General features: G+C 68.0%; 16 protein-coding genes and 1 pseudogene. 12 read left to right on the plus strand and 5 right to left on the minus strand.

Annotated elements, in window-relative coordinates:
• Nucleotides 1–32 precede the first annotated feature (32 nt).
• The 6 genes and pseudogenes from ACW178_RS07210 to ACW178_RS07235 all read left to right on the plus strand — a co-directional run.
• Nucleotides 33–152, plus strand: a pseudogene (locus ACW178_RS07210) (BrnT family toxin); the annotation flags it as partial.
• A 126-nt stretch (nucleotides 153–278) separates the two neighbouring features.
• Nucleotides 279–569, plus strand: coding sequence for a BrnA antitoxin family protein (locus ACW178_RS07215; protein ID WP_287106028.1), 291 nt, complete (start codon nucleotides 279–281; stop codon nucleotides 567–569).
• Nucleotides 570–624: 55 nt separating this feature from the next.
• A complete protein-coding gene (recN, locus tag ACW178_RS07220) occupies nucleotides 625–2,322 on the plus strand; it encodes a DNA repair protein RecN (RefSeq protein ID WP_492025013.1) in 1,698 nt (565 codons plus the stop codon).
• A gap of 402 nt (nucleotides 2,323–2,724) precedes the next feature.
• Nucleotides 2,725–3,914, plus strand: a protein-coding gene (locus tag ACW178_RS07225; protein WP_183754377.1) for an IS3 family transposase whose coding sequence is annotated in 2 segments (ribosomal slippage) — nucleotides 2,725–2,977 and nucleotides 2,977–3,914 — 1,191 coding nt in all. Because the reading frame shifts where the segments join, the coding sequence is not laid out codon by codon here.
• 527 nt (nucleotides 3,915–4,441) lie between these two features.
• The gene (locus ACW178_RS07230) at nucleotides 4,442–5,647 is read left to right on the plus strand and encodes a saccharopine dehydrogenase family protein (RefSeq protein ID WP_482850841.1); all 1,206 of its coding nucleotides are present in this window, start codon (nucleotides 4,442–4,444) and stop codon (nucleotides 5,645–5,647) included.
• A gap of 11 nt (nucleotides 5,648–5,658) precedes the next feature.
• The gene (locus tag ACW178_RS07235) at nucleotides 5,659–6,837 is read left to right on the plus strand and encodes a carboxynorspermidine decarboxylase (protein WP_287104928.1); all 1,179 of its coding nucleotides are present in this window, start codon (nucleotides 5,659–5,661) and stop codon (nucleotides 6,835–6,837) included.
• 12 nt (nucleotides 6,838–6,849) lie between these two features.
• Here the strand turns inward: ACW178_RS07235 and ACW178_RS07240 are convergent, their stop codons facing one another.
• The 4 genes from ACW178_RS07240 to ACW178_RS07255 all read right to left on the minus strand — a co-directional run bounded on the left by ACW178_RS07240 (nucleotide 6,850) and on the right by ACW178_RS07255 (nucleotide 10,183).
• Nucleotides 6,850–7,755, minus strand: coding sequence for a cobalamin biosynthesis protein CbiG (locus tag ACW178_RS07240; RefSeq protein WP_191555373.1), 906 nt, complete (start codon nucleotides 7,753–7,755; stop codon nucleotides 6,850–6,852).
• Between the two features lie 80 nt (nucleotides 7,756–7,835).
• Complete coding sequence (locus tag ACW178_RS07245; protein ID WP_054765085.1) at nucleotides 7,836–8,351, minus strand: hypothetical protein; 516 nt, start codon at nucleotides 8,349–8,351, stop codon at nucleotides 7,836–7,838.
• Between the two features lie 3 nt (nucleotides 8,352–8,354).
• Nucleotides 8,355–9,152, minus strand: coding sequence for an exodeoxyribonuclease III (xth, locus tag ACW178_RS07250; RefSeq protein WP_054765086.1), 798 nt, complete (start codon nucleotides 9,150–9,152; stop codon nucleotides 8,355–8,357).
• 101 nt (nucleotides 9,153–9,253) lie between these two features.
• Nucleotides 9,254–10,183: a hypothetical protein gene (locus tag ACW178_RS07255; RefSeq protein WP_054765087.1), complete on the minus strand. Its 930-nt coding sequence runs from the start codon at nucleotides 10,181–10,183 to the stop codon at nucleotides 9,254–9,256.
• Nucleotides 10,184–10,368: 185 nt separating this feature from the next.
• Here ACW178_RS07255 and ACW178_RS07260 point away from each other — a divergent pair, with 185 nt between their 5' ends.
• The 6 genes from ACW178_RS07260 to ACW178_RS07285 all read left to right on the plus strand — a co-directional run bounded on the left by ACW178_RS07260 (nucleotide 10,369) and on the right by ACW178_RS07285 (nucleotide 15,776).
• The gene (locus tag ACW178_RS07260) at nucleotides 10,369–11,394 is read left to right on the plus strand and encodes an MBL fold metallo-hydrolase (RefSeq protein WP_492025014.1); all 1,026 of its coding nucleotides are present in this window, start codon (nucleotides 10,369–10,371) and stop codon (nucleotides 11,392–11,394) included.
• Nucleotides 11,391–12,164 (plus strand): enoyl-CoA hydratase, encoded by a 774-nt coding sequence (locus tag ACW178_RS07265; RefSeq protein WP_054765088.1) that lies wholly within the window; start codon nucleotides 11,391–11,393, stop codon nucleotides 12,162–12,164. The genes ACW178_RS07260 and ACW178_RS07265 overlap by 4 nt, the downstream gene beginning before the upstream one ends.
• Nucleotides 12,165–12,236: 72 nt before the next feature.
• On the plus strand, nucleotides 12,237–12,743 hold the full coding sequence (locus ACW178_RS07270) for a GNAT family N-acetyltransferase (RefSeq protein ID WP_054765089.1): 507 nt from the start codon (nucleotides 12,237–12,239) through the stop codon (nucleotides 12,741–12,743).
• Nucleotides 12,744–13,351: 608 nt separating this feature from the next.
• Nucleotides 13,352–13,906, plus strand: a complete 555-nt coding sequence (locus ACW178_RS07275) for a DUF1285 domain-containing protein (protein WP_054765090.1) — start codon at nucleotides 13,352–13,354, stop codon at nucleotides 13,904–13,906.
• Nucleotides 13,903–14,577 (plus strand): CoA pyrophosphatase, encoded by a 675-nt coding sequence (locus ACW178_RS07280; protein ID WP_191555374.1) that lies wholly within the window; start codon nucleotides 13,903–13,905, stop codon nucleotides 14,575–14,577. The genes ACW178_RS07275 and ACW178_RS07280 overlap by 4 nt, the downstream gene beginning before the upstream one ends.
• Entirely contained in the window at nucleotides 14,574–15,776 is a 1,203-nt protein-coding gene (locus ACW178_RS07285) for a CCA tRNA nucleotidyltransferase (protein ID WP_287104918.1), read from the plus strand. The genes ACW178_RS07280 and ACW178_RS07285 overlap by 4 nt, the downstream gene beginning before the upstream one ends.
• A gap of 9 nt (nucleotides 15,777–15,785) precedes the next feature.
• Here ACW178_RS07285 and ACW178_RS07290 read toward each other — a convergent pair whose 3' ends face one another.
• Nucleotides 15,786–16,739, minus strand: a complete 954-nt coding sequence (locus tag ACW178_RS07290; RefSeq protein WP_287104916.1) for an endonuclease/exonuclease/phosphatase family protein — start codon at nucleotides 16,737–16,739, stop codon at nucleotides 15,786–15,788.
• Between the last annotated feature and the right edge of the window lie 21 nt (nucleotides 16,740–16,760).

Raw genomic sequence — 16,760 nt, forward strand, 5'->3', positions numbered from 1 at the left:
CCCTTGACGGTCAGATTTATGTAGTTACATAAATGATCGTCTTCGATCCGGCGAAGGATGAGGCCAATATCGCCAAACACGGCGTCTCGCTGTCGCGAGCCGACGAAATCCAAATGGAAGAAGCCTTGATCGAGGTGGATGATCGCTTCGATTACGGTGAACCCAGATGGATCGCCTATGGCGAACTGGACGGGCGACTGCACGTTTTGGCCTTACGGTTCGAGACGCAAGGGTGCGGGCCATCAGCCTGCGCAAGGCCAATGACCGGGAGCGGAGACATGTCCGAGAACAAAGGGGTGTCGGAAGCGGCGACTGAGCCCTTTCTCGACGACGACGATACGCCGGAGTTGACCGCAGAGCGCGCGGCCAAACTCCGCCCCGCACGTGACGTCCTGCCCGACTACATCCTCAACCAGTTCAAACGCTCCCCCGGCCGCCCCAAGGCCGACCGGCCCAAGCAGCAGGTCACCCTGCGGCTGGACGCCGACCTTCTGGAACACTGGCGCGCCCAGGGGCCGGGCTGGCAGTCGGGCATCAACGCCGCCTTGCGCCGGGCCTCCGGTCTCTGATTCCCTTGCCTTCGCCGCGCGCTAAACTGCGCCCCATGCCGAATCGCGTGCGCCCATGCTGACCGCCCTTTCCATCCGCGACGTCGTCCTGGTCGACGCCCTGGATCTCGACGTCGAGACCGGCCTGACCGTGCTGACGGGCGAGACGGGGGCGGGCAAGTCGATCATTCTGGACGCCCTGGGCCTGGCCCTCGGCGGGCGCGGCGATGCGGGCCTGGTGCGCAACGGCGCCAAACAGGCCGTGGCCACCGCCGTCTTCAGCGCTCCGGACGATCCGGACCTGCTGGCCCTGATCGCCGACAAGGGGTTCGAGGTCCAGCCGGGCGAGGAACTGATCCTGCGCCGCGTCCTGAACGCCGACGGCCGCAGCCGGGCCTATGTCAACGACCAGCCCGCCGGGGTCACGGCCCTGCGCGAGATCGGCGCCGCCCTGGTCGAGGTGCACGGCCAGCATGAGACCGTGGGCTTGCTGGACTGGCGCACCCACCGGGGCCTGCTGGACGCCTATGGCGGGCTTCAGCCGCAGTTGCAGGCCGTCGCCGCCGCCTCGACAAAGCTGAAGGCCGCCGAGGCCAAACTGGCCGAGCTGAAGGCCCAGGCCGCCGACGCCGCCGCCCGCGCCGAGGAGATCAGCCTGAACCTGGCCGAACTGGACGCGCTCGATCCCCGCCCCGACGAGGAAACCGAACTGGCCGGCGAACGCGCCCTCTTGGGCGCCGCCGAAAAGGCCATCGCCGATCTCGCCGACGCCCGCACCCAGCTGGGCGGCGACAAGCTGAGCCAGAAGCTGGGCGCGGCCCTGCGCGCCGTCGAGCACGCCCGTCAGCGCGCGGGCCAGGCGGGAGCCGAGGGCGACCATCCCGTCATCGTCAAACTGTCGGCCGCCGTAGACGCCATCGACCGCACCCTGGTCGAGGCGGCCGAGGCCATCGCCGCCGTGGACGCCGCCGCCGACGCCTTCGACTATGAGCCCGGCCGCCTGGACAAGGCCGAGGAACGGCTGTTCGCCCTGCGCGCCGCCGCCCGGAAACTGCACACCACCGTCGACGCCTTGCCTTCCTTACGCGTCCGCCTGCGCGAGCAACTGCGTCTGATCGAGGACGGGGAGGAGGCCCTGGCCGCCGCCGGGCGCGAGGCCGCCCAGGCCGCCGAAGCCTATGACCTGGCCGCCGAATTCCTGACCTCGGCGCGCGAGGCCGCGGCCGACCGCCTGACCGCCGCCGTCATGGACGAGCTGGGCCCGCTGAAGCTGGAGCGCGCCCGGTTCCGCGTGGCGCTGGAGCCGATCGAGGGCCGGCGCGGCCCCGACGGGGTCGAGACCGTCCGCTTCCAGATCGCCACCAACGCCGGAACCGACTTCGGCCCCCTGGACGCCATTGCGTCGGGCGGCGAACTGGCCCGGTTCGCCCTGGCCATGAAGGCGGCGCTCGCCAGCCGCGAGGACATGCGCCAGCCGGTCATGATCTTCGACGAGGTGGACCAGGGCGTCGGCGGCGCCGTGGCCGAGGCCGTCGGCTCGCGCCTGAAACGCCTGTCAAACGGCGCCCAGGTCCTGGTCGTCACCCACAGCCCCCAGGTCGCCGCCCGCGGCCACGTCCACTGGAAGGTGATGAAGGCCGACCGCGACGGCCTGACCACCACCACCGTCCACGCCCTGGACGACGCGAGGCGTCAGGAAGAGATCGCGCGCATGCTGTCGGGGGCGGAGATCACCGATGAGGCGCGGGCGGCGGCGCGGGCGTTGATCGGGTAGGGGACTTGTTTAGGCGGACCGTTATCGACCGTTCTCGGACGAACTTTGCCTTTCGCAATCTGCCATAGGTCGTCGGGTCAAGGTTTAAGTCGCTTGGGGCTATCGCCTTTCACCGTGACACGCCGCAGTATGCGTTGACGCCACCGCAATTGCGGTAGGCTCTGCCGGTGATTGAATTTCCACGATGAAACCCCCTGCTTCTATGCCTGTGATTTTCCAGTCGGCTCATGCGGAAAACTTTCTTCGCAGCTGCAAACGCGCCAATACCGAGTTGGCCAAGAAGGAGTTGTTTCTCCAGTACCTCACGAGGGTCTTTTCGACCGATGCGGCTGCCCAAGTGACGTGACCCCCTGAAACTCCTCCAGGAATAGCTAGAGTCCGCCCCTCGAAAGGACGGACAGAATGAAGCGATCAAGGTTCACGGAAGAGCAGATCATCGGGATCCTGCGTGAGCAGGAGGCCGGCGTCCCGGTGGCGGATCTGTGCAGGAAGCACGGGCTGAGCTCGCCGACCTTCTACAAGTGGAAGGCCAAGTATGGCGGTATGGACGTGTCGGAGGCCCGGCGTCTGAAGGCTCTGGAAGACGAGAACGCCAAGCTGAAGCGGATGCTGGCGGACTCGATGCTGGACAACGTCGCGCTGAAGGATTTGCTGGGAAAAAAGTGGTGACGCCCGCAGCTCATCGAGCGGCGGCGGCGCACCTGCAGTCGGCCTACGCGATGAGCGAGCGGCGGGCTTGTCGGGTGCTGGGTGTGGATCGGACGAGCGTGCGCTATCAGGCGACGCGACCGGACGATGGCGCCCTGCGGGATCGGCTGAAGGCCCTGGCCCAGGAGCGTCGGCGGTTCGGCTATCGACGTCTGCACGTGATGCTCCGGCGCGAGGGCCATGCGGTCAACAAGAAGCGGGTCCAGCGGATCTACCGCGAGGAGAAGCTGACGGTGCGCCGGCGTGGCGGGCGAAAACGCGCCATGGGCACAAGGCGGCCGCTGGAGATCCCTCTGGTCGCGAACCAGCGCTGGTCGCTGGACTTCGTGTCCGATCAGATGACCGACGGGCGGCGCTTCCGCATACTGACGGTGATCGACAACTGCACCCGCGAGTGCCTCGGGCTCGTCGCCGATACCTCGCTGTCAGGGCGACGGGTGGCGCGCGAGTTGGACGCCATCATCCTGCGACGCGGGCGACCCGAGACGATCATCAGCGACAACGGCACGGAATATACGTCCAACGCCATCCTGGCCTGGGCCGACGACGCCGGTGTGGGCTGGCACTACATCGCGCCGGGCAAGCCTCAGCAGAACGGCTTCAACGAGAGCTTCAACGGCCGCCTGCGTGACGAGCTGCTGAACGAGACGCTGTTCCGATCCCTGCCGCACGCCCGCGCCGTGCTGGAGGCCTGGCGGCGCGATTACAACGAGCGGCGTCCGCACTCGAAGCTCGGGTGGCTGACGCCGCAGGCTTATGCAGATGCGCTCACCGGACAGATCGGCCGGTCCGCTGCGCTGGTTGAAAGCTGCGCTGACCGGCCTCTTGCCAACCCCACCAACCCCAGTTCAGATCACCAAAGGACTCTCGTTATGGCTGGATGAGAAACGGGGGTCACGTCAGTTCCTCGCGACTGCATCCCAGAGCCGACCGCATTCAACGCTCATCAAACTCAATTGGCTAATTCGACCATCCCCCCTCAAACCCGGTGTATAATCCCCGCCGGTCTTTCAGAAGGTAAAGCCCCTCCGCAAGGACGCCCTGCGGCGTCTGGCGTCCGCTCGGCCTTCGGCAGCCTCGACGCCCCCTGTCACAATCGGACAAATCGGACACATCGGACACTGTTTTTCTGGTCTCCAGCCGTCCCAATCGGACAGTTCGGACACATCGGACACCCTTTTTTCCGTCGTCGGTCGTCGCAATCGGACAGATCGGACACATCGGACATCGTTTTTCCGAGTGCCGCGCCCCTCGCCCCACACCCCACGCCCCTCGCCAGACGCGAAAAATCCGCCGAATCCGGCACAAACCCCCGCCCATTAGCGATCCTGTCATCATCGTGCTATGAGCCCCGCCCTTTATACGGGCGGCGATGTCGCCGAGGCCTTTCAAGACTTCAGGAGAAGCACAGATGAGCAGGGTGCTGGTCATTGGCGCCGGCGGCGTCAGTTCGGTCGCCGTCCATAAGATGGCGATGAATTCGGACATCTTCTCGCACATCACCCTGGCCAGCCGCACCAAGGCCAAGTGCGACGCCATCGCCGAATCGGTGAAGTCGCGCTTCGGCGTGACCATCGACACGGCGGCGATCGACGCCGACGACGTGGCCGCGACCACCGCCCTGATCCAGTCGGTCAAGCCGGCCCTGGTGGTCAACCTGGCCCTGCCGTACCAGGACCTGTCGATCATGGACGCCTGCCTGGCCGCCGGCGTCAACTATCTCGACACCGCCAACTATGAGCCGCGCGACGAGGCCAAGTTCGAATACAAGTGGCAGTGGGCCTATCAGGACCGCTTCAAGGACGCCGGTCTGATGGCCCTCTTGGGCTCGGGCTTCGACCCCGGCGTGACCTCGGTCTTCACCACCTACACCAAGAAGCACCTGCTGGATTCGATCGAGACCCTCGATATCCTCGACTGCAACGGCGGCGACACCGGCCTGCCGTTCGCGACCAACTTCAACCCCGAGATCAATCTGCGCGAAGTGACCGCCAACTCGCGTCACTGGGAGAACGGCCAGTGGGTCGAGGGCCCGGCGCTGAGCCACAAACAGACCTTCGACTTCGAGGGGGTGGGGCCGAAGAACATGTACCTCATGTACCATGAGGAACTGGAGTCGCTGGCCAAATTCTATCCTGAAATCAAGCGCATCCGCTTCTGGATGACCTTCGGCGACTCCTATCTGAAGCACCTGGAGGTGCTGGAGAACGTGGGCATGACCTCGATCGAGCCGATGATGTTCCAGGGCCGCGAAATCATCCCGATCGAGTTCCTGAAGGCCCTGCTGCCCGAGCCCGCGTCGCTCGGCCCGATCACCAAGGGCAAGACCAATATCGGCACCATCGCCACCGGCCTGAAGGACGGGGCGCAGAAGACGATCTACGTCAAGAACATCTGCGACCACCAGGAGGCCTATGCCGAGACCGGCAACCAGGCCGTCAGCTACACCACCGGCGTCCCCGCCATGATCGGCGCGGCCCTGATGCTGACCGGCCAGTGGAAGGGCGAGGGGGTGTTCAACATGGAGCAACTGGATCCCGATCCCTTCATGGACATGCTGAACAAGCACGGCCTGCCCTGGACGGTCGAGGAACTCGACGCCCCGCTGGACTTCTGAGGATAAGCCCCATGGTCATGCAGACCCAGGCCGGCGGACCGGGCGCCTTCGCCCGGTTCGATCTGAACCGCGTCCCGTCGCCCGCCTTCGTGGTCGACGAGGTCGCGGTGCGTCGCAACTTGGCCGTCCTTCAGGACGTCGGGGCGCGGGCGGACGCCCGGGTGCTGCTGGCCCTGAAGGCCTTCTCCATGTGGTCGCTGGCCGATGTCGTCGGGGAATATCTCGACGGCGTCTGCGCCTCGGGCCTGTGGGAAGCGCGCCTGGCGCGGGAGTTCTACAAGGGCCACCTGACCACCTATTCCCCCGCCTACAAGCCCGCCGACCTGCCCGAGATCCTGCGGCTGTCGGATACGGTCATCTTCAACGCCCCGGACCAGATCGCCCGCTTCGCCGACCTGATCTCGGCCGCCCGTGCGGAGGGCGAGACGTTCGACATCGGCCTGCGTCTGAACCCGGAGCATTCGGAGGGCGAGGTCGCCAAATACGACCCCTGCCAGCTGGGCTCGCGCCTGGGCTTCCCGGTGTCGCAGCTGAAGCCGGAACACTTGAACGGCGTCGACGGCCTGCACATCCACGCCCTGTGCGAACAGGGGTTCGAGCCGCTGGAGCGGATTTGGGCCGCCGTGGAACCGAAGCTGGCGCCCCTGCTGCCCGACCTGAAATGGATCAACCTGGGCGGCGGCCACCATGTGACCCGCGCCGACTATCGGATCGACGCCCTGGTCGCCTTCATGAAGGACCTGGGCGAGCGTTACGGACTTCAGGTCTATATCGAGCCGGGCGAGGCCATTGCGCTGGACGCCGGCATACTGGTGGGTGAGGTGCTGGACACCTTCCACAACGGCCTGCCCATCGCCATCACCGACATCTCGGCCACCTGCCACATGCCGGACGTGATCGAGGCCCCCTACCGTCCGGCCATGCTGAACGAGGCGGAAGGCGGCGTGACCTATCGCCTGGGCGGGCCCTCCTGCCTGGCCGGCGACATCATCGGCGACTATGGCTTCGCCACTGCGCCGACCGCCGGAACCCGCATCGCCTTCCTGGACCAGGCCCACTATTCGATGGTGAAGACCAACACCTTCAACGGGGTGCCGCTGCCGGCCATCGCCCTGTGGAACAGCGACACTGACGCGCTGAAGCTGGTTCGCGAATTCGACTGGTCAGAGTTCCGCGACCGCCTGTCCTGACGGACCTGGGGGTCAGACTCCCAGGATCCAGCCTTCTTCCTGCTCGACCTGGGCGATCAGTTCGGGCGTGGCGTCCTTGGGCGGGCCGAAGGCCTTGGCTAGTTCGCCGGCCTCGTCCATATGGGCCAGGGCTTCGGCGGTGGCGCGGACCTGGGCCTGATCCTTGAACTCGCCCTCATGAGGTTTGCCGTCGAACATCGAGGGCCAGACCTCGACCACAAGGGCCGACAGGGGCTCGACATCCTCAGGGCTAAGCGCGCGCCAGCCGGTGCCGAACGGCCAGACGGCGCCCGAAGAGCCCAGGCTTTCCAACAGCCTGCGCACCGCCGGAATGCCCACCAGGGTCTGGCCGCCCACGGCGCCGGCGCCGTGCATCTGCCACACGCTCTTGGGCTGCAGCTTGCCTTTGCGCGCCGCATTCTCGGTCGCCCGGAATTCGGGGATGTCGGCGCCGGCGCCGGCGGGCGGCTTGGTGGTCGTCAGCCAGCGCTGCGCTTGTTTCGCAGGCGCGCCCCACAGGGGCCAGGCCTCGTCCGTCATCAGACGGTTCATCTTGGCCGCCACCTGATAGCGGTTGTTGGTGTTGTCGGCCTTGTCCACGACATTGGCGGCGATGAATTTCCACATGGCCTGCCAGGGGGTTCCCTCCAGCTTCAGCCGCGCGGCCGTGCCGACCGGATAGCCGAAGTTGAAGTCCAGCCCCACCAGAACCCGGTCGCCGCGCTTTCGGTGGTCCGCCAGGATCGAGGTCAGCAGGGCCTCGCCCTCGGCCCGGGTCGCGACATTGTGCGTCTCGGTATAGAGGCGGAAGCGGACGTCGCGCTTTGCCACCCCGATCCACAGCGAGCTGTCGCCCAGCTTCTTGGTCTCGGCGGCGGTCCAGTCGGCGACGACATAGGCGTCGAATAGGCGGGCCAAGGCGGCCTCCCGTAAAAAGGCGTGTCGTTAGGAATGAGCGGGGGTTCTAGACCGCTCGCCGCCCAATCGGAAGGGGGCGATCAGCTCTTCAACAGGGCTTCCAGGTGCGACAGCCACCGCCGACCCAGCCGCAGCGCCTCGCCGGGCGAGCCGGTTCCGCCGGCCAGGGCGGCGTCCCACAGGGCCAGTTCGAACTCGGGATGACGGGCGTCTGCGAACATCAGCCGCAGCACCACCTGTTCGGCGTCCGGCGCCATGACGTCCAGCGACTTGCGTGTCTCGCCGCGCCGGATGCGGGCCACCACATGGCCGTCGACGATGATCTCGCCGCCCTCGACCTCCTCGAAGGCGTAGGCCAGGCCGTGGGCGCCGTTGGCCCACAGGACCACCACCTGTTCGACGTCGAAGTTCAGGGCGCAGGCCCGGCCCTCGCGGGGGGAAACGGCCTCGACCTCAGGCGGGGCGCCGAGGGCCTTCAGAAGGGCCCGGCGTATCCGGCGCGGCGGCTCCATCCACCAGGACAGGGCCAGGGCCAGGGTCGTCAGCAGGGCCGCCGCCAAGGCGATCAGCAGGACCACCCGAACGACCTCGGCCATGGGTCAGCCCTCCGATCCGGCCGAGAGGTCCAGATCGACCACCACCGGCACATGGTCGCTCGGCTTGTCCATCTCGCGCGCGTCGCGGTGGGTCTCGATCCCCTTCAGCCGATCGGCGGCCTGGGGCGACAGCAGGGCGAAGTCGATGCGGATGCCGTGGTTCCTCTGCCAGGCGCCGGCCTGATAGTCCCAGAAGCTGTAGGTCCCGGCGGGTTCGTTGGCGACTTCGTGCGCATCGGCCAGGCCCAGATTCTTCAGGGCGCGAAACGCCCGGCGGCTCTGGGGCTGGAACAGGGCGTCATCGGTCCAGGCGGCGGGGTTCTTGGCGTCTTCCGGCTCGGGAATGACGTTGTAGTCGCCGCACAGGGCCAGCGGCTCCTCGAAGGCCAGCAGGTCGCGGGCGTGGCGGTTCAGCCGATCGAACCAGGCCAGCTTGTAGTCGAACTTCTCGGTGCCGATCGGATTGCCGTTCGGCAGATAGATGGAGGCCACCCGGATCGGCCGGGGCGCCTCGACCACCGCCTCCAGATAGCGGGCCTGTTCGTCGGTCTCGTCGCCCGGCAGGCCGCGCCGGATGTCCGACAGCGGGTGTTTCGACAGCAGGGCCACGCCGTTGTAGCTCTTCTGGCCGTGGGTCTCGACGTTGTAGCCCAGGCTCTCGAATGCCTCGCGCGGAAACTTCTCGTCCACGCATTTGATCTCCTGGAAGCAGGCGACGTCGGGGGCGGCCTGTTCCAGCCAGGCCAGCACGGTGGGCAGGCGAGCGTTGACCGAGTTCACGTTCCAGGTGGCGATGCGCATGACGGGGACGCTAGGCTGCGTCTCGGTTTCGGGAAAGAGGCGCCGCAAACAAAAGGGCCGCCGGATCGCTCCGGCGGCCCCTTGCCGTCAATCGGTCTGTCTTAGGGGCGGCCGCCGGCCGGGGCGGGGGCCGCAGCAGGGGCCGGCGTCAAGGTGCAGCCGCCGCCGATCCGCTGAGCGGTGGCGCAAGGGTAGATCTGCTGCACGACGTTCTCGGCGTTCACGCGGGCGATGACGCCGTCGGCGCCGGCGCATTTGGCTTCATAGAACATGCCGTTGGCGTTCTGGCCCATCAGGCGCGCCTCGGTGACGTCGCAGCCCGCCGCTTCCGATCCCGCCAGCAGTTGCTTCACCTGAGCCGCATTCTCGGCGGCGGTGGTGAAGGCGCAGGCGCCGCCTTCAGCCAGCACCTGGATACAGGGGGTCTTGGTCCAGTTGTCGTTCAACTGCTTGACCCAGAAGCCCGCCGCGTCGGCGCAGCCGACCTCATACATGACGCCTCCGTCGTTGGACTGACCCAGGACCTTGGCCTGGTCCACGGTGCAGGGGACGCCCGCCTTCTGGGCGTATTCGCGCAGAACCTTCTGGGTGTCGGTGTTGGCGGGGATGGTGCATTGCGGGCCGACGTCGGCGGCGGGATCGCGCTCGCGCACCACCGAGGCCGAATGGGCCAGAAGCACACAATCCGTGGCCGACGGCGGGGTCTTGGATTCGATCATGAAGCCCGGGCCAGTGGCGCAGGCGACCTCATAGACCGAGGTCTTGGCGGCGGTTTCGCCCAGCAGCTTGGCTTCGGTGACCTGGCAGTTGGTGTTGGCCAGGGTGGCCTGTTCCTGAGCCGCCGCCATGATCTGCTCAGGCGTCGGCGGCGCAGGGCGGCGTTCGCGCCGTTGGCGCGCTGCGGCGGCTCGTGAAGAGCCTTCTGCAACAGCCTGGCGATCGTCATTGGCGCGGGTCTGGGCCGCGGCGGGAGCGACCGTAACGGCGCTGAACATCAGCGCCGCGAGGACGGCGGCGAAGCGGGCTTTCATGGAACACCTTGGAGATCTGAAAGGACTGAACGCTTCGTGGCCTTCTAATCGGGCAGGGTCAAGGCGGCTGTGGACGATGGAGGGCTGACGGGATTAAGGTCTGCGCGTTTTGATTGGAGACCCACTTGGCGGACGATGCGACGGCGGTGAAGACGGGGATGGACGCAAGAGGGCTGACCTACCCCATGCCCCAGACGCCCGCGGGAGGGGAGGCGATCGAAGTCGCCCCCGGCGTCCTGTGGATGCGGCTGACCCTGCCGTTCCAGCTGAACCACGTGAACGTCTACGCCCTTCAGGACGGCGACGGATGGACGGTGGTCGATACCGGCCTGCGCACGCCTGACAGTATTGCGGCCTGGGAAGCAGCGCTGGCCGGCGCGCTGGAAGGGCGCCCGATCCGCCGCCTGGTCTGCACCCACATGCACCCCGATCACATCGGCCTGGCCGGCTGGCTGTGCGAGCGGAGCGGCGCGCCGCTGCTGATGTCGCGGCTGGAATATGTCACCGCCCGGATGCTGATGGCCGAGGAGGCCGGGGACGCCCCCGAAGACGGCGAACGCTACTATCGGGCCGCCGGATGGAGCGAGGCCCAGATCGACCGCTGGCGCAAGGATTACGGCGGCTTCGCCAAGGGGGTGTCGGCGATGCCGCGCAGCTATCTGCGGCTGTCGGATGAGGATGTGATCCAGATCGACGGCGACGACTGGACCGTGGTGGTCGGGTCAGGACACAGCCCGGAGCACGTTTGCCTGTGGCGTAGGTCTGACGACGTTTTCATCTCCGGCGATCAGATCCTGCCCCGGATTTCGTCGAACGTCTCGGTCTGGCCCACCGAGCCCGAAGCCGATCCGCTGGGCGACTGGATGGATTCGCTGGAGAAGCTGCGGCGCCTGCTGCCGGACGGAGCCTTCATTCTGCCGTCGCACGGGGAGCCCTTCCTGGGCGTTCACGCCCGGCTCGACGCTCTGAAACGCGGTCATGAGACGGCGCTGAAACGGCTTGAACGGACCTTGCGTCAACCGTCTAGGGTGATCGACGGCTTCCCGGCCGTGTTCGGTCGGGCGGTCGGAGACGGGGTGCTGGGCATGGCCACGGGCGAGGCCCAGGCGCACCTGAACTATCTGGAAAAGCGCGGCCGCGCCAAACGGACGCGCGATGAGAACGGCGTCGACTGGTGGACGGCCGTCAAACGGGACGAGGAAACGACGTGAGCGAACATATCCGCACCCAACTGGCCGACGGCGTCCTGACCCTGACGCTCGACCGGGCCGACAAGAAGAACGCCATCACACAGGCCATGTATTCGGCCCTGTCCGAGGCCGTCGAACAGGCGCGCACCGACGATACGGTGCGGGTGCTGCTGCTGCGCGCCGAGGGCGACAGCTTCTCGGCCGGCAACGACATCGGGGACTTCATCGCCATCGGCTCGCAGACGGAAAGGCCGTTCGACATGTCGGTGTTCCGCTTCCTGAAGGCGCTGGCCGATCTCGACAAGCCGCTGGTGGCGGCGGTCAAAGGTCGGGCGGTCGGCATCGGCCTGACCATGCTGTTGCACTGCGACCTGGTGGTGGTGGCCGAGGACGCCCTGCTGTCGGTTCCGTTCGTCAATCTGGCCCTGGCGCCGGAGGCGGCGTCCAGCCTGCTGCTGCCCGCCGCGATCGGCCATCAGCGGGCGTTCGAACTGTTCGCCCTGGGCGAGCCCGTCGACGGACGGACGGCGGCGGCCTGGGGCCTGGCCAATCGCGTCGTTCCGGCGGAGGCGGTCGAGGCGACGGCGGCGGATCTGGCGGCCAAGGTGGCGGCCCGTGCGCCCAATTCGATCCGCAAGACCAAGCGGCTGATGCGCGATGCGGAAGGTCTGTGGGCCCTGATGCAGCGCGAGGGCGAGGCGTTTGGATCCCAGATGCGGAGCCCCGAGGCCATGGAGGCCTTCATGGCCTTCACCCAGAAGCGGGCGCCCGACTTTTCGAAGGCGGGCTGAAGGCGTCGCAAGACCGCGCCTTGATTCAGCGCAGCTTTGGTTCTAGGTGCGCGCGCCCCCGTCGGAGCGCCCATGTCGCACGCCTCTATCCAGATTTCGGCCCCTGACCTGGTCGCCGAGCCCATCGCCCTTGAAACGCCCGCCGACGCGGCGGGCGTGGACGCCCTGGTTCTGGCCGCGTTTGGCCCAGGCCGTTTCGCCAAGACGGCCGAGCGGCTGCGCGAGGGGACGCGTCCCGCCGTGGGCTTCGTCGCCCATCGGCAGGGCCGGATCGTCGGGTCTGTCCGGCTGTGGCCCGTGGTGATCGGCGCGACGCCCGGCCTGTTCTTAGGCCCCATCGCGGTCGAGGCGGCGGTTCGCAGCGAAGGGCTGGGGGCGCGTCTGGTTCAGGCCTGCGTCGATCATGCCCGGATGACGGCGACCGGCGGGGTTCTGCTGGTCGGCGACCGCGCCTATTTCGAGCGGTTCGGCTTCGTCGGGGCGCCCGAGGCCCAGTTGCCGGGGCCGGTCGATCAGCGGCGCGTGCTGTGGCTGGCGGTCGGGAGTGAAACGGCGGCCGGCGGCGTCCGCATCGGCTGACCTTCCCCCGGCGGGCTCATTGAACGCGAAAACAGTGTCCGATGTGTCCGATGTGTCCGACAAAAAAGGTGTCCGATGTGTCCGATCTGTCCGACGCTCCTTGTTTTTCAAGCGGAATCTCACCGGCCCTGATCGGGCTGTCCGATGATGGGGTCCGCGACGGCTGTGGGCTGACCGTCGCGTCGGCGAGGGTCTGACAAGGCCGAGGGATCGGACCAGAAAAAAGGTGTCCGATGTGTCCGATCTGTCCGACGGCCTTTGATCTTATTGCTAAAACAGCTGGACACTGATCGGACTGTCCGGCGGCGGCCCCGCCTTGCTCTCTCTCTCTCTGCGATGTCAAAGACCGGGCGTCATTATAGGGGCGTCGGGCGGGGCGCCGGATCGTTCGGCGGCTGAGGCCGCAAGCCGTTGAAACAGAGGGCGTGTTCTGGCCACATCGCGCGGGCGTTCGAGGTCAGGCCCTGGGACGCCGGGGGAGGGAGAGGGCGGGGGATGAAGGCGGGCGACGCCTCGCCCGGATCGGACGGGAGGGCCAGCCGGATCGGCTGAAGAAGAATCGCTTCGCGGTTCCGTCCAGGACGATCAGCCACTAAGTCAGGGGCGTCATGACAGAACCGGATGAAACGCCCAAAGGTCTGAACGCGGTCGCAGAGGCGGCGAAACAGGCGCCCGGCCGGGGACTGCCCCCGGTTCATCTGTGGAACCCGGCCCATTGCGGCGAGATCGACATCGTGATCCGCCGCGACGGCGTCTGGATGCACGAAGGATCGCCGATCGGGCGCGAGGCCCTGGTGCGGCTGTTCTCCACCGTTCTGCGTCTGGACCCGGACGGCTATCATCTGGTCACGCCGGTCGAGAAGATGAAGATCGAGGTCGAGGACCTGCCGTTTCGCGCCGTGGCGGTGCGGCGCGAGGGGGAGGACCTGATCTTCACCACCGACGTCGGCGACGAGGTGCGGGCCGGGGCTGATGATCCCCTGGTGGTGGACGAAGATCCCGAGACCGGCGAGCCGGCGCCGCGCGTGCATGTGCGCCGTGACCTGTGGGCGCGGATCACGCGGGCGGTCTTCTATGAATTGGTCGAGGCGGCCGAGGAGGCGGACGGGCGGCTGGTGGTCCGGTCCGGCGGGCAGGTGTTTCCTCTGGGAGCCGTGGCGTGAGTCTGGAGACCCTGAGGCGCAGACTTTCGGAGCGGCTTACGCCGATCGGGGCCTGGCGGGCGGAGGCGGCGCCGGCGCGTTCCGATTTCGATCTCAATCCCCAGGCGGCGCGGCCTGTGCGGGAGTTGAGGCCGGCCGCCGTCCTGATCCCGGTCGTGGCGCGACCCGAGGGGGCGACGGTCCTTTTGACCCGTCGGGCCGACACCCTGGCCCGGCACACCGGACAGATCGCCTTTCCGGGCGGTCGGCTGGACCCCGGCGAAACCGCCGTCCAGGCCGCCCTGCGCGAGGCCGACGAGGAGGTGGCGCTGAACCCCGCCGCGGTCGAGGTTCTGGGTTTGTCGGACGCCTATGAGACCGGCACCGGCTTCCTGGTGACGCCGGTGATCGGATGGCTGGACCGTCCGCCCCTGACCCGACCGTCGCCGGACGAGGTGGCGGAGGTGTTCGAGACGCCCTGGGACTTTCTGATGGACGCGGCCAATCACCGGCAGGACTTTTATGATTTGGAAGACGGTCTGCGGCGGTGGTTTTGGGCCATGCCCTGGCAGGAGCGCTATATCTGGGGCGTCACGGCCGGCATTCTGAAGGGACTTCACGCGCGTCTTTACGGCGACGAGGTCGATCCCGAACGCGCGGCCGAGCGGGACGCCGCCGAGGTTGAGGCATGACGGCCTCGGTGCGAGGCCAGCCGTGGCTGGAGGCGACGGCCACCCGCGCCGTCATGGCGGCTCTGGAAGCGGCGGGCGGCGCCGACTGCGCCCGGTTCGTCGGGGGCTGCGTCCGCAACAGTCTGATGGGGCGGCCGGTGGACGACATCGACATCGCCACGCGTCTGACGCCCGAACAGACGATGGCGGCGCTGAAGGCGGCGGGGCTGAAGGCTGTGCCGACGGGTGTTGAGCACGGCACGGTCACGGCGGTTTCAGAGCGGGCGCCCTATGAGATCACCACCCTGCGCCGCGACGTGGAGACCGACGGCCGGCGCGCCGTGGTGGCCTTCACCCAGGATTGGGCGGAGGATGCCGCGCGGCGGGACTTCCGCCTCAACGCCCTCTACGCCGATGCGACCGGCGTGGTGTTCGATCCGACGGGCGGGGGGCTGGCGGACGCCGCCGAGGGGCGGATCGTCTTCGTCGGCGAGGCCGAAACGCGCATCCGCGAAGACTATCTGCGCATCCTGCGCTTCTTCCGGTTTCAAGCCTGGTATGGGCGCAGCGCGCCGGACGCGACGGGACTGGCCGCCTGCGCCGCTCTGAAAGACGGCATGGCGCAACTCTCGGCCGAGCGGGTGTCCAAGGAGCTGTTGAAGCTGCTGGCGGCGCCGGACCCGGTCGCCAGCGTGCGCGCCATGGAGAGGACGGGCGTGCTGAGCCAGGTCTTGCCGGAGGTTCGACCCCTGGCGATGTTCGAGGCCCTGAGCCGACGCAGCGGCGATCCTGTCCTGCGGCTGTCGGCGCTTCTGCCCGTCGATGAGGCGGCGGTGCGGAGGATTGCGGAAGGCTTGCGACTGTCCAACGCCGTGCGCGACCGGCTGGCGGCGGCGGTCGCCGAGGGGGCTGTGGTGAGGCCCGGCATGGGCGCGGCCGAGGCGCGGGCTGCGATCTATCGGCTGGGGCGCCGCGCCTTTGAAGATCGGCTGGCGCGGGCGGAAGCGGCGGAAGGGAGCGACGGCGGTCCGCTGCGGCGGCTGGCCGAGGACTGGACGCCCCCCCGGCTGCCGGTCGGCGGCCGCGACCTGGCGCGGCTGGGGCTTCAGCCGGGACCGGATACGGGACGCATCCTCAAGGCGTTCGAGGACGGCTGGATCGCCGACGATTTTCCGACGGACGGCCATGAGGCCCGGCTGAAGGCCCTGATCGGCGGCTGAACCCGGAAGTCAGGGCGTGGCGCGGGTGAACTCGGTCACGACCGGATAGTGGTCCGAGCCGGTCGGTTCGCCGATGCGGCGGCTGAGCAGGGCCAGGTCCGGCGAGCGATAGACCTGGTCGATGGCGATACCCGCAAAGGCGGGCAGGGCCGAGGGCCAGGTGCCGGGGAAGCCGGGGGCGGGCAGGAGCCCCATGTCCGTCTTGATCTGGCGGCCGATCCGGGCGCTCGATACGCTGTTGAAGTCGCCAGCGGCGATGACCGGATGGGGCGGCGCGGCGCGTCGGCGCGCGTCCAGGGCCATGGCCTGGGTGATCTGGCCCCACTGATACTGATAGGGCCACGGCCGGGTCAGGTGGACGCCGAAGACGTTGATCGGACCCAGGGGCGTCTCGACCACGGCGCCCACGGCCGACAGGCCGTCGCGAGAGGCGGGCAGGCGGCGCGGGATCGGATAGCGGGACGCGACGACCGAGAGGGCCCGGCCGCCCGGCGCCTCCGCCGCCCCCATGACCGCGCGGTGCGGATAGCCCGCCAGGAGGTCGTCCAGACGATCCGACGCCGCATCGCCGACCTCGATCAGCACCAGAATGTCGGCGTCCGCCGCTGCGATCGACCGCTTCATGGCGGCGACGTCGGTGTTTTCCACCCAGAGGTTGGCGGAATACAGTCGAACCACAGGCTGGCCGGGCGCAGCGTGGGCCCGGGACGGCGCCCACTGCGGCCAGACGGCGATCGCCAGGACAAGAACCGAAGCGACGCCTGCGCCGGCGGCGGGCCAGAGGCGAAGGACCAGGCAGGCCAGGGTCACGCCGGACGCCGCCAGCAGGGCCGGCGCCGTGAACTGGGCCAGGATGTCCACCCAGCGGTGTCCGACGCCGCTGAGCGCCGCCGCGCCGACGGTCGCCAGGCCGAGCAAGACCAGACCGGCGGCGGCGTTGGCTGCGGTCTTCAGCAACGACATCCCTTATTGCCTTTCTCGATG

The sequence above is a fragment of the Brevundimonas sp. AVps4 genome (genome assembly GCF_058681525.1).

Bases quoted from the DNA above. Each gene is read 5' to 3' on its own strand.
- ACW178_RS07215 (WP_287106028.1), top strand. From the start codon at position 279: ATGTCCGAGAACAAAGGGGTGTCGGAAGCGGCGACTGAGCCCTTTCTC.
- recN (WP_492025013.1), top strand. From the start codon at position 625: ATGCTGACCGCCCTTTCCATCCGCGACGTCGTCCTGGTCGACGCCCTG.
- ACW178_RS07230 (WP_482850841.1), top strand. From the start codon at position 4,442: ATGAGCAGGGTGCTGGTCATTGGCGCCGGCGGCGTCAGTTCGGTCGCC.
- ACW178_RS07235 (WP_287104928.1), top strand. From the start codon at position 5,659: ATGGTCATGCAGACCCAGGCCGGCGGACCGGGCGCCTTCGCCCGGTTC.
- ACW178_RS07245 (WP_054765085.1), bottom strand. From the start codon at position 8,351: ATGGCCGAGGTCGTTCGGGTGGTCCTGCTGATCGCCTTGGCGGCGGCC.
- xth (WP_054765086.1), bottom strand. From the start codon at position 9,152: ATGCGCATCGCCACCTGGAACGTGAACTCGGTCAACGCTCGCCTGCCC.
- ACW178_RS07255 (WP_054765087.1), bottom strand. From the start codon at position 10,183: ATGAAAGCCCGCTTCGCCGCCGTCCTCGCGGCGCTGATGTTCAGCGCC.
- ACW178_RS07260 (WP_492025014.1), top strand. From the start codon at position 10,369: ATGCCCCAGACGCCCGCGGGAGGGGAGGCGATCGAAGTCGCCCCCGGC.
- ACW178_RS07270 (WP_054765089.1), top strand. From the start codon at position 12,237: ATGTCGCACGCCTCTATCCAGATTTCGGCCCCTGACCTGGTCGCCGAG.
- ACW178_RS07275 (WP_054765090.1), top strand. From the start codon at position 13,352: ATGACAGAACCGGATGAAACGCCCAAAGGTCTGAACGCGGTCGCAGAG.
- ACW178_RS07285 (WP_287104918.1), top strand. From the start codon at position 14,574: ATGACGGCCTCGGTGCGAGGCCAGCCGTGGCTGGAGGCGACGGCCACC.
- ACW178_RS07290 (WP_287104916.1), bottom strand. From the start codon at position 16,739: ATGTCGTTGCTGAAGACCGCAGCCAACGCCGCCGCCGGTCTGGTCTTG.